Below are 17,743 nucleotides of genomic sequence, written 5' to 3' on the forward strand. Positions count from 1 at the left end.
GTTCTTCATGTTCATCACCTTCTTCACCGAACTGAAGTCTGCCGGAATTCCCGTTTCTTTGCGGGAGTATCTGACGCTCATGGAAGCGTTGGAGAAGGATCTCGCCGAGAAGCGGGTCGAGGATTTCTATCACCTCGCCCGGGTCTGTCTGGTCAAGGACGAGAAGTTCCTCGACAAGTTCGACCGCGTCTTCGGCGCCGTCTTCAAGGGTCTCGACCTGATGAGCGAGGCGACCGAGGCGGAGATCCCCGAGGAGTGGCTGAGAAAGCTCGCCGAGCGGTTTCTGACCGAGGAGGAGAAGGCCAAGATCGAGGCGCTCGGCGGGTTCGAGGCTCTGATGGAGACGCTGAAGAAGCGGCTCGAGGAGCAGAAGGGGCGCCATCAGGGCGGCAACAAGTGGATCGGCACCGCCGGCACCTCGCCCTTCGGCGCCTATGGCTACAATCCGGAAGGTGTGCGCATCGGGCAGGAGACGTCGCGCCACCGCCGCGCGGTCAAGGTCTGGGACAAGCGCGAGTTCAAGGATCTCGACGGTTCGGTCGAGCTCGGCACGCGCAACATCAAGGTGGCGCTCAAACGCCTGCGCCGCTTCGCCCGCACCGGCGCGGCCGATGAGCTCGATCTCGACGGCACCATCAAGTCGACCGCCGAACGGGGGTATCTCGACGTGAAGCTGCGCCCGGAACGGCGCAACGCGGTCAAGCTCCTGGTCTTCTTCGACGTCGGCGGCTCGATGGACGACCACGTCCGGGTCTGCGAGGAGCTGTTCTCGGCGGTGAAGACCGAGTTCAAGACCATGGAGTGGTTCTATTTCCACAATTGTCTCTACGACTTCGTGTGGAAGAAGAACGATCGCCGCACCACGGAGAAGATCGACACCTGGTCGGTGCTGCACAAATATCCGTCCGACTACAAGGTGATCTTCGTCGGCGACGCGTCGATGTCGCCTTACGAGATCTCGCATCCGGGCGGGTCGGTCGAATATTGGAACGAGGAGGCGGGCGCCACCTGGATCGAGCGGGTGACGACGGTCTATCCGAAGACCGTCTGGCTCAATCCGACCACCGAGGACTGGTGGGGCTACACGCCCTCGATCGGCATGGTGAGGCGGCTGATGGGCGAGCGCATGTTCCCGCTGACCCTCGAGGGCCTCGACCGGGCGGCGCGCGAACTGGCGCGGTGAGGCTCACGCGCTCGGATCGCGCATCCGCCGCACCGGGCCGCTCGGGGGAAGCGGCGCCAGCACGCGGTTGACCAGCACGCCGACGAGAAAGACGATCCCGCCCAGCACGACGGCGCCGATCGTCCAGATCAGCGCGAACCAGTCGATCGTGTCGGCCCAGGGCAGACCTTCGGCGACGCGGACGCGGATCGGGCTGCCGGCCGGCCACCGATCGACCAGCGCCTGCGAAATCGCGCGGTTGCCGCGATCGGTACCGGCGTTCATCGCGCCGACAAGGGCGACGTCGCCGCCACCGGGGGGCCAACGCACGCGGATGCGTGGCGCCCAGCGCGGGTTGCCGCCGACGTAGCCGGTGAGCACCACCTCCGAATCGGCGACCGTGGTCTCGGCCCGCTCCGCCAGCGAGGCGAGAGGGGGCGTGCCGCGCGTCGGCGCGCCGAGGAGGCCGACGACGAAGAACAAACCGCCGACGACGATGAAGACCCAGCGGAAGACGAAGAGTGTGACGCCCGTCATTCTGTTCTCCCTCCGGCAGATGGGAACACGGACGGCGGGGCGCGGTCAAACCCGGGCGGGTGCTTTCGCGGTTAGAGTGGGCGGACCCGAATCGGAGGACGACCCATGAGCGAGACGACGAACCCGGCGGATCGCGGGGCCGGCCCCCGCGTGTTGGTGATCACCGCCTACTACAAAGAGGATCGGGCGCTGATCGAGCGGACGATCCGTTCGGTCGCCGGTCAGACCGCGAAGGCGGCCGGCGTGGTGGTCGATCACATGCTGGTCGCCGACGGCTTCCCGCAAGACTGGATCGACGGCGCCGGCGTGCGCCATCTTCGTCTCGACCGGGCGCACGGCGATTACGGCAACACGCCGCGCGGGGTGGGCTCGTTGCTCGCGATCTCCGAGGGCTACGACGCGATCTGTTATTGCGACGCCGACAATTGGTACGAGCCGAACCACGTCGAGGCCTGCCTCAAGGCGGCGGAGGCGGTCGCCGACGTCGATTACGTGATCGCGCGGCGGACGATGCGGCGGCCGGACGAGAGCGTGATCCCGATCGGCGACGAGCCGATCCGCAGCCACGTCGACACCAACTGCTTCTTCTTCCTGCCCGGCGCCTTTCACATGATCCATCATTTCGCGGCGATCCCGAAGGCCCTGTCGGGGATCGGCGACAGGGTCTTCTACGCGGCGCTGCAGAAGGCGCAGTTGAAGGCGGTGGCGCTGGCGCAGCCGACCGTCGCCTACCTGTGTCTCTGGATCCCGATCTATCGGGCGATCGGCGAGACGCCGCCGGAAGGGGCGAAGCCCGCCGTCGATCATTCCGGCGCCGATCGCTACATCGCGACGCTCACGCCGCGCGAGAAGGTGATCCTGTCGCGGCTGACCGGGCTGCCGTTCGGCTGAGCGGGTCGGCCGGGGCGGCTCAGAGCGCCACGCCGTGGGCGCGCGATTCCGCCATGACGCGGGTGTCCTCCTCGACATGGCTCTCGGCGAAGAGATCGAACAGCTTCTTCTGACCGCACAGTTGGCGGTAGAGCTCGAGGCAGGTGGCGACTATCGCCTCGTCGTCGAGGGCGAAAGCGTCGTCGAGGCGATGGCGGCGCGAGATCTCGAGCGCCTTCATGAAGGTGTCGCGCTGCTCGGCGATCGCGGCGAGGGTGGCGGCGTTCCGGGTCTCCGGGGCGAGACGCGGGGCGAAACCGCCCTCGAAGGCGATCACGTCCTCGACCATGCCGTGGCCGGCGTAATTGGCCATCTCGAAATGGCGATTGTCGAATTCGCCCATCTCGGGCGTGATCATCGCGGTGACGGCGCAGGCGCTTTCGGGCGGGGTGGCGACGCCGGCCGATTGCGGCCGCACCTTGTGGATGAAGAACACCTCTTGGCCCTCGCGTCCGAGCGCCGGCATCAGCCGGGCGAGCGAGGCGCCGGTGCCGCAGATGTCGGCGACCACGGCGCCGGGGGCGAGGGCGTCCTCGACATAGGCCAGGTAGTCGGGCGAGGCGCGCATGCGGGCGAGGCGGCTCGTCAGGAGATAGCGCGGCTCGATCGCGGTGCCGGTGCGGCGCAGGATGTCCGAGAAGGCGTGGATCCACAGATTGCAGTCGCGCGCCGAGAACAGCACGCGAGGGACCTCCAGCGCCAGGGCGCGGCGGGCGAGCACGATGCTCGACAGATAGAGTAGTGGGAAATTGAGTCCGGCCTGGACCAGTTGCAGCAGGCGGTGGCCGGGCGTCGTGGTCCAGGTGGCGAGCCGGGTCTCGCGGGCGACGAGGGCCAGATCGCGCAGGCCCCGGTCGAGCAGGATGCGCTCGATCGGCGAGGGGACGGAGGCGGTGGTGTGGCGCGCGGGAACGCCGTGCGCCTTGGGCGAGGCGACGTCGGAATGGGCGTTGTCGCCGAGGTGTTCCTCGATCGTCACGCGTTCCTTCAGTTTCGGCCAGATCCAGCCGTGGTGCTTGCCGGCGGAGGTCACCACCAACCCGACCTCGCGGGAGAAGCCGGCGCGCGCGAGCAGGCCACGGATGGCGGTCGCCGGCAGATACATGTCGGAGACCAGCAGGTCGCCGTCGCGCACCGCGGCGATGTTCTGGGCGATCGGGATCGCGGTATCGAGTTCGAGCTCGATCTCGAGCGCCTTCATCGCCGCGACCACGTCGGCCTCGAGGCCGAGATCGCGGCCGAGTTCGGCATAGACGTCGTCGAGCGTGTAGGGGCGGCCGGCGACACGGGCTTCGGCCTTGCGGCGGCGATCGACGAAATCGGCGATGCCGGCCTTCTCGCCGAGGGCCTCGAAGACGCGCCAGGGCTCGTGGCAGCGCCGGGCGATCAGGGTGTCGAAGACGTCGAAGGTGCGAACGGTCGGACGATCGGCGGCCTCGGCCGGTGCCGTCGTCTCGCGTGTCGGTTCGGTCATGATCGCAGCCCCTTCGGTCTGGGGCGGGCGACGAATCACACCCGCTCGGGCGGAGGGTACGCCATTCGGCCGGGTCGACGCGAAAGCGGGGCGATTCGGCGCGGCGTCCGACCGGGTCAGGCCGCCGCGCCGAGAGGGTTCAGGTGCGCAGCACCAGCACCGAGCACGGGGCGTGGCGGACGATCTTGGCGGCGTTGGAGCCGAGCAGATAGGTCGACATCACCGGGCGATGCGAGCAGACGACGATGGCGTCGGCGCCCCAGTCCGTCGCCTCGTCGATGACCTCGTGATAGACCGAGCCGGTGCGCATCACGATCGAGAGCTTGTCGGCCGGGATGCCGGCGGTCGAGCCGAGGCCGCGGACGCGGGAATCGGTCTCCTTCTCCAGCGCCACCTCGTAGTCGGCCGGCAGCAGCTCGGAGACGTAGCCGTTCATCACCGGCAGGACCGCGATCAGGCGCACTTCACCGCCGGCCTGGGCGGCGAGATTGGCAGCCGCCTCGACGGCCGGCTTGGCGAAGTCGATTTCACTGGGGTCGACCGGAACGACGATCTTCTTGAACATGCGGGTACTCTCCTCCTCGGCCCATGGGCGGCTCTCGCGCCGCCGTCTCGGGCGATCCGACGACCTCGATAGACTCCGACCAAAGTCGCGCATTGCGAGAGGTCAAGCAAGTCGTTCCGAGATGGCAGCTCTTCATGGAGCGGGGGGCTCGCCGACCTTGCCGAAGGTGGCCGTGCGGGTCAGTTCGCTCATCATGTCGGAGAAGGCCGGGCGCGGCAGCGCCGCCCAGGGCAGGGGGCGCACGACGTCGAGGGCGGCGAGGCCGAGACGCGCCGTCAGGAGGCCGTTGACGACGCCCTCGCCGAGCTTGGCGGAGAGGCGGGCCGCGAGGCCCTGCCCGACCAATTGCTGAACCAGCGTGTCGCCGAGCGCCATGCCGCCGGTGACGCCGAGATGGACGAAGATGCGGCCGACGAGGCGCAGGAAGCCGAGGCTGCCGGGGCGGCCGCCGTAGAGATCGGCGAGGCGGCGCATCAGGCGCAGGTTCTCGAAGGCGACATAGGCGATGTCGACGAGGGCGCGCGGGCTGATCGCGGTGACCACCGAGACCCGCTTGGCGGCGTCGAGAATCAACGTGCGCGACAGGGCATCGAGCCCGCCCATCAGCTCTCGCTCGGCGAGGTGGACGAGGTCGCGGCCGTCGACCACCTCGGCGCGATGGGCAGCCAGCGCGGCGCGGGCACGGGCGAGGTCGGGACGGTCGCGATAGAGGGCGTCGAGATCGGCGACGAGTCCGGGCACGGCGAGGCGGTCGTCGCTCGCCAACACCAGGGCGGCGCGGTCGCGCAGGTGCTCGACCCGGGAGAGACGGCGCAGGCCCACGACCTCGCGCACGGCGATGGCGAGGAGCGCCAGGAGGGCGAGGGCGAGGAAGCCGACGCCGACCCAGCCGAGCCATTCGGCGCGAGCCCAGAGGTCGGTCAGCAGGCGGTCGATCGCGAGCCCCAGCGCCAGCGAGATCAGGCCGCCGAGGCCGGCGAGGAAGAGCTTGCGCCAGGGCAGGGTCCGCGACGGCGGCAGCACCGTCTCGATCGGAGCCTCGGGGGGCGGCTCGACACCGGGGATGATCACGGTGCGAGTGCCGAAACGGGTCGAGGCGCTCTCGGGGGCGACCACGACGTCGGGATCGTCGACGCGGAAGGCGCGGGGACGGCGGGGGGCGTCGCTCATGACATCCGATCTCCGAGCAGGAACTGAAGCGCCCGGTCGAGCCGGATGTGCGGCAGCGACAGGGTCAGGCCTTCCGCCGTGCGCTCGAGCCGGGGCGGGCGGAAGCGGACGAAGGCGAGGGCGGGATCGACGCGGGTCTTCGCGGGACGAGTCCGCGAATGGCCGGAAGTCGTTGGGCGCGAATCGGAAACGGCGCCGGCGCGATCTTCGTGTTTCGAATCCGATTCGGCTTCCTCATGTTCAGATTCCGAGTCCGCCGGAGCTTCGAAAAGTGAATCCGGGTCTTCCGGCAAGTCGCCGGGAAACAAGGCGAATTCGGCGTCCGGATCGAGCGGCTCGCCGTCCAGCGTCTCGCCGGGCAGGGGGCGGCCGAGAATGGCGGGGAGTTTCTCGCCGTCGTGCTCGACGATCGCCTCGCGGGTGGCGCGGACGGCGGCGAGCGCGACCACGTCGACCGCCGCGCCCTGGAGGCTCGCGCGCGCCATCGCGTCGTCGACGAGCCGGCGCAGGATCTTCTCCAGCCGGTCGTGCGAGGAGCGGTGGAGGTGGTCGGCCTTGGTGGCGGCGAAGACGATGCGATCGATGCGCCGGGTCAGGATCGAGGCGAGCCAGGAGGTGCGACCCGGGCGGAAGCAGGCGAGGATGCCGGTCAGCGCCTCGCGCAGGTCGGAGACCGCCTCGGGGCCGGCGTTGAGGGCCTGGAGCGCGTCGACCAGGACGATCTGGCGATCGAGCCTCGAGAAGTGATCGCGGAAGAAGGGGCGCACCACCACGTCCTTATAGGCTTCGTAGCGGCGCTCCATCATCGCGGCGAGCGACTTCGACGGTGGGGCGCCGGTGCCGAGGGCCAGCGGCGCGAAGGTCAGCGCCGGTGAGCCCTCGAGGTCGCCGGGCATCAGGAAGCGGCCGGGCGGGAGCGTGGAGAGCGCGTGCTCGTCGGCGCGGGCGGCGCGCAGATAGTCGGTGAAGAGGGCGGCGAGGCGGCGGGCGGTGGTCTCGTCCTCGGGCGCAGCGCGGTCTACGGCCGCGGTCGCGGCGAGCCACTCGGCGGCGAGGCCGGCATGGGCGCCGTGGCGGGCGCGGGCGAGGGTCTCGGCCGACCATTCGGCATAGGACTTGGTGAGCAGCGGCAGGTCGAGCAGCCATTCGCCGGGATAGTCGACGATGTCGAGATGGAGCCGGCCGCGACCGAAGGCGCGGGCGAAGAACGAGCTCGACTGGAACTCGAGCGTCAGCCTCAATTCGGAGATGCGACGGGTCGAGGACGGCCACAGGCGTTTCTCGATCAGGGTGGCGACGTGATCCTCGACGTCGAAGCGCGGCACGGCGTCGTCGGGCTGGGGTTCGAGCTCGGCCTTGGCGAGGCGGCCGCGCGCCACCGGCTCGAACAGCGGCAGGCGGCCGCCGTGGACGAGATTGTGGACCAGCGCGGTGATGAAGACCGTCTTGCCGGCGCGGCTGAGGCCGGTGACGCCGAGGCGCAGCGTCGGCGTCGCCAGCCCCATGGCGAAGTCGCCGGCATTGGCGAGCGCGGTCACGGCCTGATCGTAGAGGGAGAGTTCCGGGGGGTGGGCGGTCGACATGCGAGGCGGGGCTCCGACGCGGGATACCCCCCATGTAGGCATTCGGCCGGCGTCGCGCCAAGGTCGAGCGCGGAATGACCCCTTGGCGGCGGTGCGACTCAGGCCTCGCCCTCGCCGAGGGCGGCGAGTTCGGCGACCAGATCGAGGCTGCGCGGCCGCAGGAAGGCGGCGAGACGGCCGGTCTTCAGTTCGACGTCGACCCAGCGGATGGCGGGGAAGTCGATCACCGCGAGGCCGGCGGTCGGAAACTTGGTCTCGAGGTCCTCGATCAGCGAGGGATGGCCCGCGCCGATCAGGGCGAGGGCGGTCTGGGTCAGGCCGGGTTCGTGACCGATCACCAGAAGCGTGGCGGCGCCGACGCCGTGGCCGCGGATCTGGTCGATCGTCTCGTCCTCGCCGGCCATGTAGAGATCGCGGGTGAGGCGGATCTCGCAATCGCCGGGCAGGGCGGGGATCAGGCCGGCCAGCGTCTCGCGCGAGCGCAGCGCCGAGGAGCACAGAATGCGCTGGGGCGCGAGCCCGAGCGCGGTCATGTGGCGCCCCATGCGCGGGGCCGTGTCACGGCCGCGATCGGCCAGGGGACGATCGAAATCGTCGATCTCCTGGTCGGTGCGGTCGGATTTGGCGTGACGCATCAACAACAGGCGCGACATGCGGGCTCTCGTGGCTCGTTTCAGGGTCTCAGCCGATTAGCATGGCCGAATGCACGATACCATGACAGCCGTATGACGGTCGTGACATGTCACGATTCAAGGTTGGCGGTTTCTGTCGAGGTCACTCGAGGGCATCCGAGAGGCGGCGCAACCCTCGAGAGCCTTCGTCTCGGTGGAGGGCGGGTCAGTCGGAGGAGGGCGCTTCCGCCGGGTCGGGGTGCCATTCGAGGAGGTCGCCGGGCTGACACTCGAGGACCCGGCAGATCGCTTCCAGCGTATCGAAGCGAATACCCTTCACCTTGCCGGATTTCAGCAGGGAGACGTTCTGCTCGGTGATGCCGATGCGGGCGGCGAGATCGCGCGAACGCATCTTGCGGCGGGCGAGCATGACGTCGAGGGAGACGACGATGGGCATGGACGGTCCTCAGACGATTGCGGCGTTGTCTTCCGCGATCTCGGCGGCGACCTTGAAGACCTGAGCCAGGGCCAGAAGTCCACCCAGGAACATGAGATTCAACAGGTCGTCGGTCCGGAAGAAGAAGCCGAGGTGGCGCTGACCGGGCGGCATGTGGAGGCTGACCAGGACGGAGAGGAGCGGCCGGCCGATCATGTCGGCGGCCTCCGAGGCGAGGCCGAAGAGCGCCAGGCGGCGCAGCGTCAGGGCGGCGTCGAGCGTGAAGACGCGGCCGGCGAGGAAGCCCGAGAACAACCGCCACATCGCGACGCAGGCCCCGACCAGCAATCCCCAACTCACCATGTGGACGAGGAAGCCGCCCAGGCGGTGGGCCGGCGGGACCTCGGTCAGCGTCGCGCGCAGCCAATGGGAATAGGCGCGGGTCACCTCCGGGCCGTCCGACCAATGCAGGGCGATCAGCACGAAGACCCAGACCGCATAGGCGACAGCGGCGAGCCGCAACAGGTGACAGAGCCAGCCGATGCGGGCGCGAAGCGCGGCCTCGGGCGTGACGGCGGGGGAGAGGGTGGTGTCCGAGAGAGTCATGGGCGGCTCCGTTGATATGGATTGACGTGAGAAAAAATTATCGTAAAACAATAAAAAGTCAATCCAAGAGGTGAAGTCCATGGTTCGTTCCGTTTCCGTCGCCCGCCGTCTGGCCGGCCCCGTCCTCGCGCTCGGTCTGGCGGCGGCGCTCGCCGCCTGTACGCATGTTCCGGCCCGGACGATCTGGGCTCTGCGGTCCTTCGATCCGCTGACCACCGATCCGGCGCGTCTGCGCGCCGCGGTGGCGATGCCGCAGGAGGCGTTTCCGGCGCATGGCGGGGCGAAGCTCGTGATCTCCCAGGTCCGCCGAGGGGGCGGCGACGAGGAGAAGATCGAAATCCAGCTGGAGGAAGTGCCGCTCGCCTCGGAGACGGGGCTCGGCGCGGTGAAGCCGAAGCCGGGTCAGACGGCGCGGGCCTATCGGATCCCTCCGGCCGAGATCCCGCGTCTGCTCGAGGCGCGCCAGCGGGCGGCGGCGCGGGCGGCGAAGGAGCCGGGCGCCTTCGCCGGCACCTTGTCGGTGGGCGTCGACGGCTGCCGGCCGGAGGGCGCGCCCTCGCCGAAGGCGTTCCACGTCTCGACCTGGTTGAAGACGGCCGAGACCGGGGAATATCTCACGGTTCTCGACGACGTCGATCTGGTGAAGCTGGTCGGCGCGGAGAAGCTCGCGGCGGAGGCGAAGGTGTGCGAGGCGAAGTGAGCCCCGCCCGGGTTCCTCCGCACTTGATCGGCGGCGCCCTCGTCCCTATTCGCAAGGGAGAGACGAGGAGGGTGCCGTGCCGATCCATGCCTATGAATGCCGCGCCTGCGGCAAGCCGTTCTCGACCCTGGTGCGCGGCGGCGAGACGCCGCAGTGCCCGGCCTGCGGGAGTGTCGATCTCGAGCGGCAATTGTCGCTGATCGCCTCGCCGCAGAAGTCGAACGACGAGCCGGCACCGATGGGCTGCGCCGCCGGGATGGGCGGGTGCGCGGGAGCGGTCTGTCCGGCGTTCGACGGCGGCTGAGGCCCTCGGCGCAGAGGAAGAGGAAATACGAGCGGGGCGAGGTCGTCCCGCTCGGTCGGAACCGGCGTCAGCGCCCGTCGCGGCGCGACAGGAACGCCAGCCGCTCGAACAGGTGGACGTCCTGCTCGTTCTTCAGGAGCGCGCCGGCGAGCGGGGGGATCACCTTGCGCGGGTCGGACTGGCGCAGCGTCGTCTCGTCGATGTCCTCGTTGAGCAGGAGCTTGATCCAGTCGAGGAGTTCGGAGGTCGAGGGCTTCTTCTTCAGGCCCGGCACCTCGCGCACGGTGAAGAAGATCCGGAGCGCCTCCTCGAGCAGCTGCTTCTTCAGGCCGGGGAAGTGGACGTCGACGATCGCCTGCATGGTCTCGGCGTCGGGGAAGCGGATGTAGTGGAAGAAACAGCGGCGCAGGAAGGCGTCGGGCAGTTCCTTCTCGTTGTTGGAGGTGATGATGACGACCGGGCGGCGGCGGGCCTTGATGGTCTCGCCGGTCTCGTAGACGTGGAACTCCATGCGATCGATCTCGAGCAGGAGATCGTTGGGGAATTCGATGTCGGCCTTGTCGATCTCGTCGATCAGCAGCACCGGGCGCTCGTCGGCGGTGAAGGCCTCCCAGAGCTTGCCGCGCTTGATGTAGTTGCGGATGTCCTTGACCCGCTCGTCGCCGATCTGGCCGTCGCGCAGGCGCGACACGGCGTCGTACTCGTAGAGGCCCTGGGCCGCCTTGGTGGTCGACTTCACGTGCCATTCGATCAGCGGCAGGCCGAGGGCGCCGGCGATCTCGCGCGCCAGCACGGTCTTGCCGGTGCCGGGCTCGCCCTTGACCAGAAGCGGCCGCTCGAGAGTGATCGCGGCATTGACGGCGATCCTGAGATCCTCGGTGGCGACGTAGTCGGTGGTTCCTTCGAAACGCATGGATCGTCCCCGTGGTGGTCGTCGCCGGGCCCCGAACGGGGCGCCCGCGGTCCCGGGCGGCGGGCCGGCCGGGCAGAAAATTCCGGGCGATCGGTCGAACCTGCCCGGCAGAGACCGCAGCATAGCGGCGGCGGCTCGCGAAAAACACAGCAAAATCCACGGGATCGGACTGGCACGCGACTTGCCATCCCACAGGGTGAACGGGTCCGTCGGCCCGGACCTCGATCCTGGGAGCCTTCCATGGGTGTCTATGACGCAATGAGCAACGCGGTGGTCGGCCTCCAGGCCCAGGCCTACGCGCTGCAGAACATCTCCGGCAACATCGCCAATTCCTCGACCACCGGCTACAAGTCGGTCGAGACCGCCTTCGAGGATCTCCTGACCTCGGCCGGCACCACCGCCGCCTCGCAGAACTCCGGTTCGGTCTCGGCGCGGTCGGTCTCCACCAACACCGTCCAGGGCAACATTTCCGCGACCTCGGTCTCCACCAACATGGCGATCAGCGGCGACGGCTATTTCCAGGTCCAGGCCAAGACCGGCGAGGTCGACGGAAGCACGGTCCTGTCGAGCGTCAACTACTATACCCGCCAGGGCGACTTCACGATGAACGCCAGCGGCTATCTGACCAACAGCGCCGGCTATTATCTCGACGGCCTTCCGGTCGACCCGGTCACCGGCAACGTCACCGGCACGACCGCCGAGCCGATCAAGATCGATACCGGGATCATTCCGGCCAAGGCGACGACGACGATCGACTACACCGCCAATCTGCCCTCCGACAGCTCGGTTGCGACGATCTCGGCGACCGATTTGACCGCGAGCACCAACTATCCGACCGAGATCGCGGCCGCCGACAGCACCGCCTTCCTGGCGGAATCGCTCTCCGGCGGCTCGGCGACGGTCTACGACGAGCAGGGCAACGAGATCTCGCTCAACCTGCGTTGGGCCAAGACCGCCAGCGGCACTTGGAACCTCTATTACAAGTCGGATTCCGCGGCCACCGGCTCCGCCGCCCAGTGGACCCAGGCGACCAGCTCCGCCTTCACCTTCGACGGCACCGGCAAGCTGACCTCGCCGACGTCGAGCTCGCTCAGCCTGACCGGCCTCACGGTGGACGGGACCGCGCTCGGGGCGCTGACCTTCAACTACGGCAGCAATCTCACCCAGTACAATTCGGGCACCACCGTCAGCCAGACCGACATCGGCCAGGACGGTTACGGCAGCGGTTCCTACACGGGCCTGTCGATCAGCTCCGACGGGATCCTGACCGCCTCCTATTCGAACGGCAAGACGATCGATCTCTACAAGATCGGCATCTATTCGTTCGACGGCGACTCCGAACTCCTGTCGGTGTCGGGCAACGCCTATCAGGCGACCAAGGGGTCGGGCAGCCCCTATCTCTCGGACAGTTCCTCGATCAAGGGCTCGGCCCTGGAAGCCTCCAACGTCGACATCACCGATCAGTTCTCCAAGATGATCGTCACCCAGCAGGCCTATTCGGCCAACTCCAAGGTGATGTCGACCGCCAACACGATGATGCAGGACGTCCTCAACATCATCCGCTGACGGGCGTGATCGGACGGCGTTCGCCGAAAGGGTAGGGCAATGGGTCTCACGACGACGGTGGGCATCGCGGCGAGTGGCCTCAAGGTCACGCAGACGGCGACGGCTCTGGTGTCGGCGAACATCGCCGGCGCCTCCACCGACGGCTTTACCAAGAAATCGACCAGCACCCAGGGCATCTATGCAGCCACCGGGCTGATCGGCTTCACCACGACCGTGACCCGCGCCTTCGACCAGGAGGTCTTCGACCAACTGGCCTCCTCGACGGCGACGTCGTCCTATCTCGACACCAAGAGCACCTATCTCGATCAGGTCGACACGCTGCTCGGCTCGACCGAGACCGGGGCGGCGCTGCCGACGGCGCTGTCGTCCTTCTCCACCGATCTGCAGACGCTGGCGGCGCAGCCCGACAGCACCGCCGCGCAGATCCAGGTGGTGAATTCGGCGACGGTGTTGTCGCAGACGCTCAACTCGCTGTCCTCGACGGTGTCGGATCTCTCCGACTCCGTCTCCGTCTCGATCTCCGAAGGGGTCGATTCGGTCAATCGCCTGACCCAGCAGGTCTCCGACCTCAACGCCAAGATCATCCAGTTCCGGGCGACCGGCATGGATTCGACCGGGCTCGAGGATCAGCGCGATCAGGCGATCCTCGAATTGTCGACCTATGTCGACGTGCAGGTGAAGCCCCAGGACGACGGGGCGCTGCGGGTCTCGACCGGGTCGGGTCTGACGCTCGTCGACAATGCCCGCGCGACGCAACTCGTCGTCGACGGTCAGGGGGACCTGCGGATCGACGACGGCCACGGCACCGGCACGGAGCTGATCTCCTCGGGCATGATCGGCTCGGGTTCGCTGAAGGCGCTCTACGAGGTTCGCGACACGATCCTGCCGCAGGTCCAGAGCCAGCTCGATCAGGTCGCCGCCGGGCTCGCCTCGGCGATGTCGGACACGACCTCGGCCGGGACCGCCGTCACCTCCGGCACCCAGGCGGGTTATTCCGTCGACACCGGCGATCTCGTCTCCGGCAATCGGATGACGCTCACCTATACCGACACCGTCACCGGCGAGAGCAAGACCGTCTCGCTGATCGCGGTGAACGACCCGAGCGCCCTGCCGCTCTCCGACGACGCGACGCTCGATCCGAACGACACGGTGGTCGGGATCGACTTCTCCGGCGGCAGCGCCTCGGTCGCCTCGCAGATCCAGGCGGCGCTCGGCTCCTCCTTCGCGGTCTCGAACCCGAGCGGGTCGACCATCCAGATCCTCGACGCCGGCACCGGCGCGGTCACCGTCGACGGCCTGACCAAGACGGTCACGGCGACGACGACGCAGTCGGGCTCGGCCGGCGTTCCGCTCTTCACCGACGCGGGCACGATCTACAGCGGCAGCCTCGATCAGGGCGCGCAGATCGACGGGCTCGCCTCGCGCCTGCGGGTCAATTCCGCGATCACCGCCGATCCGTCGCTGCTGGTCGCCTATTCCTCGACGACCGAGGTCGGCGATTCCACCCGTCCCGACGCGCTCTTCGCGGCGCTCTCGAACGGCACGGTGACGACCACGCTCGGCAACGGCAGCGCGCCGAAGACCGGCACGATCGCCTCCTTCGCCAATTCGATGGTGTCCTATTGGGCCGGCCGCGCCGAGACCCAGCAGACGCTCGCGGACAACCAGTCGGTGATCCAGTCGAACCTGCAATCGCGGATGAGCGACGCCTCGGCGGTCGACACCGACACCGAGCTGACCAAACTCATTCAGCTGCAGTCCTATTATTCCGCCAATGCTCAGGTTCTGTCGACGCTGCGCAGCATGCTCGACACCCTGATGAACGCGATGTGAGGAGTGGCGGGGCGATGGACATCAAGAATTATTCCTACACCGGCCTGAACGGATCCCTCGCCAATCGGCTGAGCGCGCAGCGCGCCCAGATGAGCGATCTGACCCAGCAGGAGGTCTCGCAGCTCAAGGCGCCGACCTACAAAGGGATCGAAAATCGCTCGCTGACCCTCGCGTTCCAGGCGAAGATCGCCCAGAACGAGAGCTATCAGTCGACGATCACGACGATCAACACGCGCCTGTCGGTGCTCGGCAACAGCCTCGACGCGATGAGCACGGTGTCGCAGGACCTCTCCGGCGTCCTCGGGACCAACGGCTATCAGCTGACGTCCTCGGGGCAGACCTCCGAGCAGATCGTCGCCAAGAACGCGCTCGAGACCTACATCTCCACCCTCAACACCGACGTCGACGGGCAATTCGTCTTCGCCGGCAAGGCGAGCGACGTGAGCCCGGTGGTCGACCTGACCACCATGCTCGAGGGCAACGGCGTCCAGGCGGGCTACAAGACGGTCGCGGCGCAGCGCCTTCAGGCCGATCTCGGCTCGGACGGGCTCGGCCGGCTCGATCTCACCTCGTCCGGCTCCGATGTGACCCTGGCGGAGGACGGTTCGCACGTCTTCGGCATGAAGCTCACGGGCGTCACCTCGACGCTCTCCAACGTCACCACGACCGGCCCGTCGGGCACGCCCGCGTCGCTCTCGATCGACGTGACCGGCCAGCCGACCGCCGGCGAGGCGATGGACATCGAGCTGACGCTTCCCGACGGCACCACCACCAAAGTGACGCTGACCGCCGGGACCGAGGCCGATACCGCCAACGGCACCTTCGCCATCGGCGCGACCACCGACGAGACGGCGGCGAACATCCAGGCGGCCCTGCAGGCGCAGCTCGAGACCACCGCGAAGACCGATCTCACCGCCGCCTCGGCGGAGGCGGCCGCGAACAATTTCTTCGATACCGCCGGCGGCGCCGCGCCGATGCGGGTCGACGGCCCGCCCTACGACACCGCGACCGAGCTCGTGGCCGGCACCGAGGCCGACACGGTCATGTGGTATCGCGGCACCAACGACGCCGAGACGCCGCGCGCCGACGCCCATGCCGAGGTCGAGGACGGGCTCACCGTGAACTACGGCGTGCGCGCCAACGAGGGGGCCTTCACCTCGCAGATCAAGCAGCTGGCGGTTCTCTCGACGATCGACGTCTCGGGCGGCACCGACACCGACCAGGCGCTGTTCGCCTCGGTCGTCGAGCGCACCAAGGGGCCGCTCGAGGCGACGACGGGCTCGGATTCGCTGCAGTCGGTCGCGGCCGAGATCGCCGGCGCGCAGAGCACCGCCAAATCGGCGAACACGCGCATGACCGTCGCCAACAACACCTATCAGGCCGCCGTCGACGGCGCCCTCGGCATCGACGAGACCGAGGTGGCGGTGAAGATGACGACGCTCCAGACCCAGATCGAGGCGAGCTACAAGGCCTCCGCGATCCTCTACAAATTGACGCTGACCAACTATCTGTGACGGTGGTCGGGGGGCGGTCCCTTCACTCTTCGTTAACCTTGTTTAACTAAGGGTCAACGAAAGAGGGAGAGCCGCCCATGAAGGTGATCATCGCCACGCCGGTCTACGGCGACACCATCTCGACCGGGTGTCACGTGTCGATCCTCGATACGATCCGCTTCTTCGCCCGCGAGTTTCCGCACATCGGCTTCACGACGCACGTGTTGTCGACGTCGTTCTTCCCGATGGCGCGCAACGTGCTCACCTCGAACTTTCTCGCCGACACGAGCGCCACGCACATTCTCTTCGTCGATCCCGACATGAGCTTCTCGCCGGAGCTGGTGGCCAAGATGCTGGCCTTCGGCAAGCCGGTGGTGGGGGTGATCTATCCGGAGAAGGCGGCCGATTTCGAGGCCTTCCGCGCCGCCATCCGGCGCTCGCCCAACACGCTCCAGGCGCAGATGCAGTCGGTGCGCTACGTCTTCGACGGCGACGCGATCGTCGGGCGCCCGGCCAAGGACGGCAAGAAGGAGATCGAGGTCGTCGACGGCTTCGTGCGGGTGACGCGGGCCGGCACCGGGATGCTCCTGGTGGCGCGCGAGGCCTTCGACCGGATGCGCGAACGGATGCCGGAGCTGTGGGTCGCCGAGCCGCAGGATTGGCTGGTGAAGATGGGTCTCGGCGCGGGAGCCGGCTATCTCCAGTGTTTCGACATGGTGCCGGGCGACGACGGCTCGCACACCGGCTCGGACGTGGCCTTCTCCGATCGCTGGGTGAAGGGGTGTGGCGGAGAGATCTGGTCCTGCGTCGACGAGGCGATCATTCGGCTCGGCGCGCAGAACTACGTCGGTCACTTCCTCACCCACGTCCAGGCCAACTGCGACGACATGCGCGTGATCGCCCTTTCGACGAGCGCCGAGCCGGTCGCGTGAGGCCGACCGCGAGGGGAGGGCGGCGATGACCACCAAGATCCTGATCGCGACGCCGGCCTACGGCGACAAGGTGCACGTCGGCTATCACGAATCGATCGCCGGCCTCGTCTCCGCCTTCGCGCGGGGCGCCCCCGACGTGATCTTCGAGCAGAAGGTGATCAACGTCCCGGTGCTCGCGACCGCGCGCAACATCCTGGCGAGCATCGTCATCGACGATCCGAGCTACAGCCATCTCCTCTTCGTCGACGCCGACATGGCCTTCTCGCCGTCGCTGATCGCCAAGATGCTGAAGGCCGGCCGTCCCTTCGTCGCCTCGGTCTATCCGGAAAAGCTGACGCATTGGAAGGAACTCGGCGAGGAACTGGCCAAGGATCGCATGGCGACGATGCGGGCCCGTCTCGTCACCTCCACCTATGTCTGCGGCAAGGAGTTGTGGGAGGAGCTGCACCCCTCGGGGCGGCGGGTCATCCGTATGGTCGACGGGTTCGCGCGCATGGGGTTGGTCGGGACCGGGGTGATGCTGGTCTCGCGCGCGGCGCTGCTGGCGATCCGCGACGACAATCCCTCACTCTGGGTCGAGGAGCCGGCGGCGGAGGTGCGCGCCTGGGGGCTCACCCAGGGCGGGCTGCTGCGCTGCTTCGACACGTTCGTCAACGAGGGCGGCTATCTGGTGGGCGAGGACATCGCCTTCTGTCACCGCTGGCGGCGCACCGGCGGCGAGATCTGGGCGGCGATGGACGAGGCGATCGTCCATTCCGGCGTGGCGCGCTTCATGGGGCACGCGCTGATCGCGCTGAAGAGCGATCCGAAGGTGCGGGTCAAGGGCGTCGCCAAGCGGTCGCGCGGGCGCGACGATCGTTGGTTCGTACGGGTGCTCGCCGCGAAGGCGTGAGACGGAGCGCCGGAGCGCCTCTCCCGCCGATCGATG

General features: G+C 68.1%; 18 protein-coding genes. 9 read left to right on the top strand and 9 right to left on the bottom strand.

Translation table 11 applies throughout. From position 1 onward, the window contains the following. Window positions 1–7 precede the first annotated feature (7 nt). Entirely contained in the window at window positions 8–1,183 is a 1,176-nt protein-coding gene (locus tag J3S89_RS14640) for a vWA domain-containing protein (RefSeq protein WP_217928388.1), read from the top strand. Between the two features lie 3 nt (window positions 1,184–1,186). On the opposite strand, the gene J3S89_RS14645 is transcribed toward J3S89_RS14640, so the two are convergent. After that, window positions 1,187–1,699, bottom strand: a complete 513-nt coding sequence (locus J3S89_RS14645; RefSeq protein WP_217928389.1) for a hypothetical protein — start codon at window positions 1,697–1,699, stop codon at window positions 1,187–1,189. 105 nt (window positions 1,700–1,804) lie between these two features. Here J3S89_RS14645 and J3S89_RS14650 point away from each other — a divergent pair, with 105 nt between their 5' ends. Next, the gene (locus J3S89_RS14650) at window positions 1,805–2,590 is read left to right on the top strand and encodes a glycosyltransferase family A protein (protein WP_217928391.1); all 786 of its coding nucleotides are present in this window, start codon (window positions 1,805–1,807) and stop codon (window positions 2,588–2,590) included. 19 nt (window positions 2,591–2,609) lie between these two features. Here J3S89_RS14650 and J3S89_RS14655 read toward each other — a convergent pair whose 3' ends face one another. The 7 genes from J3S89_RS14655 to J3S89_RS14685 form a co-directional block, all read right to left on the bottom strand. Next, window positions 2,610–4,103, bottom strand: a complete 1,494-nt coding sequence (locus J3S89_RS14655) for a hypothetical protein (RefSeq protein WP_217928392.1) — start codon at window positions 4,101–4,103, stop codon at window positions 2,610–2,612. Between the two features lie 139 nt (window positions 4,104–4,242). After that, window positions 4,243–4,668 carry a universal stress protein gene (locus J3S89_RS14660; RefSeq protein ID WP_217928395.1) on the bottom strand — a complete coding sequence of 142 codons (426 nt, stop codon included), beginning with the start codon at window positions 4,666–4,668 and terminating at the stop codon, window positions 4,243–4,245. Window positions 4,669–4,800: 132 nt separating this feature from the next. After that, entirely contained in the window at window positions 4,801–5,838 is a 1,038-nt protein-coding gene (locus tag J3S89_RS14665; RefSeq protein WP_217928397.1) for a YcjF family protein, read from the bottom strand. Beyond that, complete coding sequence (locus tag J3S89_RS14670; protein ID WP_230489049.1) at window positions 5,835–7,421, bottom strand: YcjX family GTP-binding protein; 1,587 nt, start codon at window positions 7,419–7,421, stop codon at window positions 5,835–5,837. Before J3S89_RS14670 ends, J3S89_RS14665 begins: the two co-directional genes overlap by 4 nt. A gap of 98 nt (window positions 7,422–7,519) precedes the next feature. Beyond that, window positions 7,520–8,074, bottom strand: coding sequence for a SixA phosphatase family protein (locus J3S89_RS14675; protein WP_217928398.1), 555 nt, complete (start codon window positions 8,072–8,074; stop codon window positions 7,520–7,522). Window positions 8,075–8,258: 184 nt separating this feature from the next. Then, window positions 8,259–8,489, bottom strand: coding sequence for a helix-turn-helix domain-containing protein (locus J3S89_RS14680; RefSeq protein WP_217928399.1), 231 nt, complete (start codon window positions 8,487–8,489; stop codon window positions 8,259–8,261). Window positions 8,490–8,498: 9 nt separating this feature from the next. Next, window positions 8,499–9,074, bottom strand: coding sequence for a DUF2975 domain-containing protein (locus tag J3S89_RS14685; protein WP_217928400.1), 576 nt, complete (start codon window positions 9,072–9,074; stop codon window positions 8,499–8,501). Window positions 9,075–9,153: 79 nt separating this feature from the next. On the opposite strand from J3S89_RS14685, the gene J3S89_RS14690 reads away from it, so the two are divergent. After that, window positions 9,154–9,774, top strand: a complete 621-nt coding sequence (locus J3S89_RS14690; protein ID WP_217928401.1) for a hypothetical protein — start codon at window positions 9,154–9,156, stop codon at window positions 9,772–9,774. 76 nt (window positions 9,775–9,850) lie between these two features. After that, window positions 9,851–10,078, top strand: coding sequence for an FmdB family zinc ribbon protein (locus tag J3S89_RS14695; RefSeq protein ID WP_217928402.1), 228 nt, complete (start codon window positions 9,851–9,853; stop codon window positions 10,076–10,078). 67 nt (window positions 10,079–10,145) lie between these two features. Here the strand turns inward: J3S89_RS14695 and J3S89_RS14700 are convergent, their stop codons facing one another. Continuing rightward, the gene (locus tag J3S89_RS14700; protein ID WP_217928403.1) at window positions 10,146–10,991 is read right to left on the bottom strand and encodes an AAA family ATPase; all 846 of its coding nucleotides are present in this window, start codon (window positions 10,989–10,991) and stop codon (window positions 10,146–10,148) included. A gap of 240 nt (window positions 10,992–11,231) precedes the next feature. On the opposite strand from J3S89_RS14700, the gene J3S89_RS14705 reads away from it, so the two are divergent. The 5 genes from J3S89_RS14705 to J3S89_RS14725 all read left to right on the top strand — a co-directional run bounded on the left by J3S89_RS14705 (window position 11,232) and on the right by J3S89_RS14725 (window position 17,707). Next, complete coding sequence (locus tag J3S89_RS14705) at window positions 11,232–12,557, top strand: flagellar hook protein FlgE (protein WP_217928404.1); 1,326 nt, start codon at window positions 11,232–11,234, stop codon at window positions 12,555–12,557. A 39-nt stretch (window positions 12,558–12,596) separates the two neighbouring features. Further along, complete coding sequence (gene flgK / locus J3S89_RS14710; RefSeq protein ID WP_217928405.1) at window positions 12,597–14,390, top strand: flagellar hook-associated protein FlgK; 1,794 nt, start codon at window positions 12,597–12,599, stop codon at window positions 14,388–14,390. Between the two features lie 14 nt (window positions 14,391–14,404). Beyond that, window positions 14,405–15,904 (top strand): flagellin, encoded by a 1,500-nt coding sequence (locus J3S89_RS14715; protein WP_217928407.1) that lies wholly within the window; start codon window positions 14,405–14,407, stop codon window positions 15,902–15,904. Window positions 15,905–15,981: 77 nt separating this feature from the next. Next, a complete protein-coding gene (locus J3S89_RS14720; protein WP_217928409.1) occupies window positions 15,982–16,815 on the top strand; it encodes a hypothetical protein in 834 nt (277 codons plus the stop codon). 25 nt (window positions 16,816–16,840) lie between these two features. Next, a complete protein-coding gene (locus J3S89_RS14725) occupies window positions 16,841–17,707 on the top strand; it encodes a hypothetical protein (RefSeq protein WP_217928410.1) in 867 nt (288 codons plus the stop codon). Window positions 17,708–17,743 lie beyond the last annotated feature (36 nt).

The organism is Pinisolibacter aquiterrae (assembly GCF_019160155.1).
GTDB classification, from domain to species: Bacteria; Pseudomonadota; Alphaproteobacteria; order Rhizobiales; family Ancalomicrobiaceae; genus Pinisolibacter; species Pinisolibacter aquiterrae.

Excerpts from the sequence above, each read along its gene's own strand:
- J3S89_RS14640 (WP_217928388.1), top strand. The coding sequence starts at position 8 with ATGTTCATCACCTTCTTCACCGAACTGAAGTCTGCCGGAATTCCCGTT.
- J3S89_RS14645 (WP_217928389.1), bottom strand. The coding sequence starts at position 1,699 with ATGACGGGCGTCACACTCTTCGTCTTCCGCTGGGTCTTCATCGTCGTC.
- J3S89_RS14650 (WP_217928391.1), top strand. The coding sequence starts at position 1,805 with ATGAGCGAGACGACGAACCCGGCGGATCGCGGGGCCGGCCCCCGCGTG.
- J3S89_RS14655 (WP_217928392.1), bottom strand. The coding sequence starts at position 4,103 with ATGACCGAACCGACACGCGAGACGACGGCACCGGCCGAGGCCGCCGAT.
- J3S89_RS14660 (WP_217928395.1), bottom strand. The coding sequence starts at position 4,668 with ATGTTCAAGAAGATCGTCGTTCCGGTCGACCCCAGTGAAATCGACTTC.
- J3S89_RS14665 (WP_217928397.1), bottom strand. The coding sequence starts at position 5,838 with ATGAGCGACGCCCCCCGCCGTCCCCGCGCCTTCCGCGTCGACGATCCC.
- J3S89_RS14670 (WP_230489049.1), bottom strand. The coding sequence starts at position 7,421 with ATGTCGACCGCCCACCCCCCGGAACTCTCCCTCTACGATCAGGCCGTG.
- J3S89_RS14675 (WP_217928398.1), bottom strand. The coding sequence starts at position 8,074 with ATGTCGCGCCTGTTGTTGATGCGTCACGCCAAATCCGACCGCACCGAC.
- J3S89_RS14680 (WP_217928399.1), bottom strand. The coding sequence starts at position 8,489 with ATGCCCATCGTCGTCTCCCTCGACGTCATGCTCGCCCGCCGCAAGATG.
- J3S89_RS14685 (WP_217928400.1), bottom strand. The coding sequence starts at position 9,074 with ATGACTCTCTCGGACACCACCCTCTCCCCCGCCGTCACGCCCGAGGCC.
- J3S89_RS14690 (WP_217928401.1), top strand. The coding sequence starts at position 9,154 with ATGGTTCGTTCCGTTTCCGTCGCCCGCCGTCTGGCCGGCCCCGTCCTC.
- J3S89_RS14700 (WP_217928403.1), bottom strand. The coding sequence starts at position 10,991 with ATGCGTTTCGAAGGAACCACCGACTACGTCGCCACCGAGGATCTCAGG.
- J3S89_RS14705 (WP_217928404.1), top strand. The coding sequence starts at position 11,232 with ATGGGTGTCTATGACGCAATGAGCAACGCGGTGGTCGGCCTCCAGGCC.
- flgK (WP_217928405.1), top strand. The coding sequence starts at position 12,597 with ATGGGTCTCACGACGACGGTGGGCATCGCGGCGAGTGGCCTCAAGGTC.
- J3S89_RS14715 (WP_217928407.1), top strand. The coding sequence starts at position 14,405 with ATGGACATCAAGAATTATTCCTACACCGGCCTGAACGGATCCCTCGCC.
- J3S89_RS14720 (WP_217928409.1), top strand. The coding sequence starts at position 15,982 with ATGAAGGTGATCATCGCCACGCCGGTCTACGGCGACACCATCTCGACC.
- J3S89_RS14725 (WP_217928410.1), top strand. The coding sequence starts at position 16,841 with ATGACCACCAAGATCCTGATCGCGACGCCGGCCTACGGCGACAAGGTG.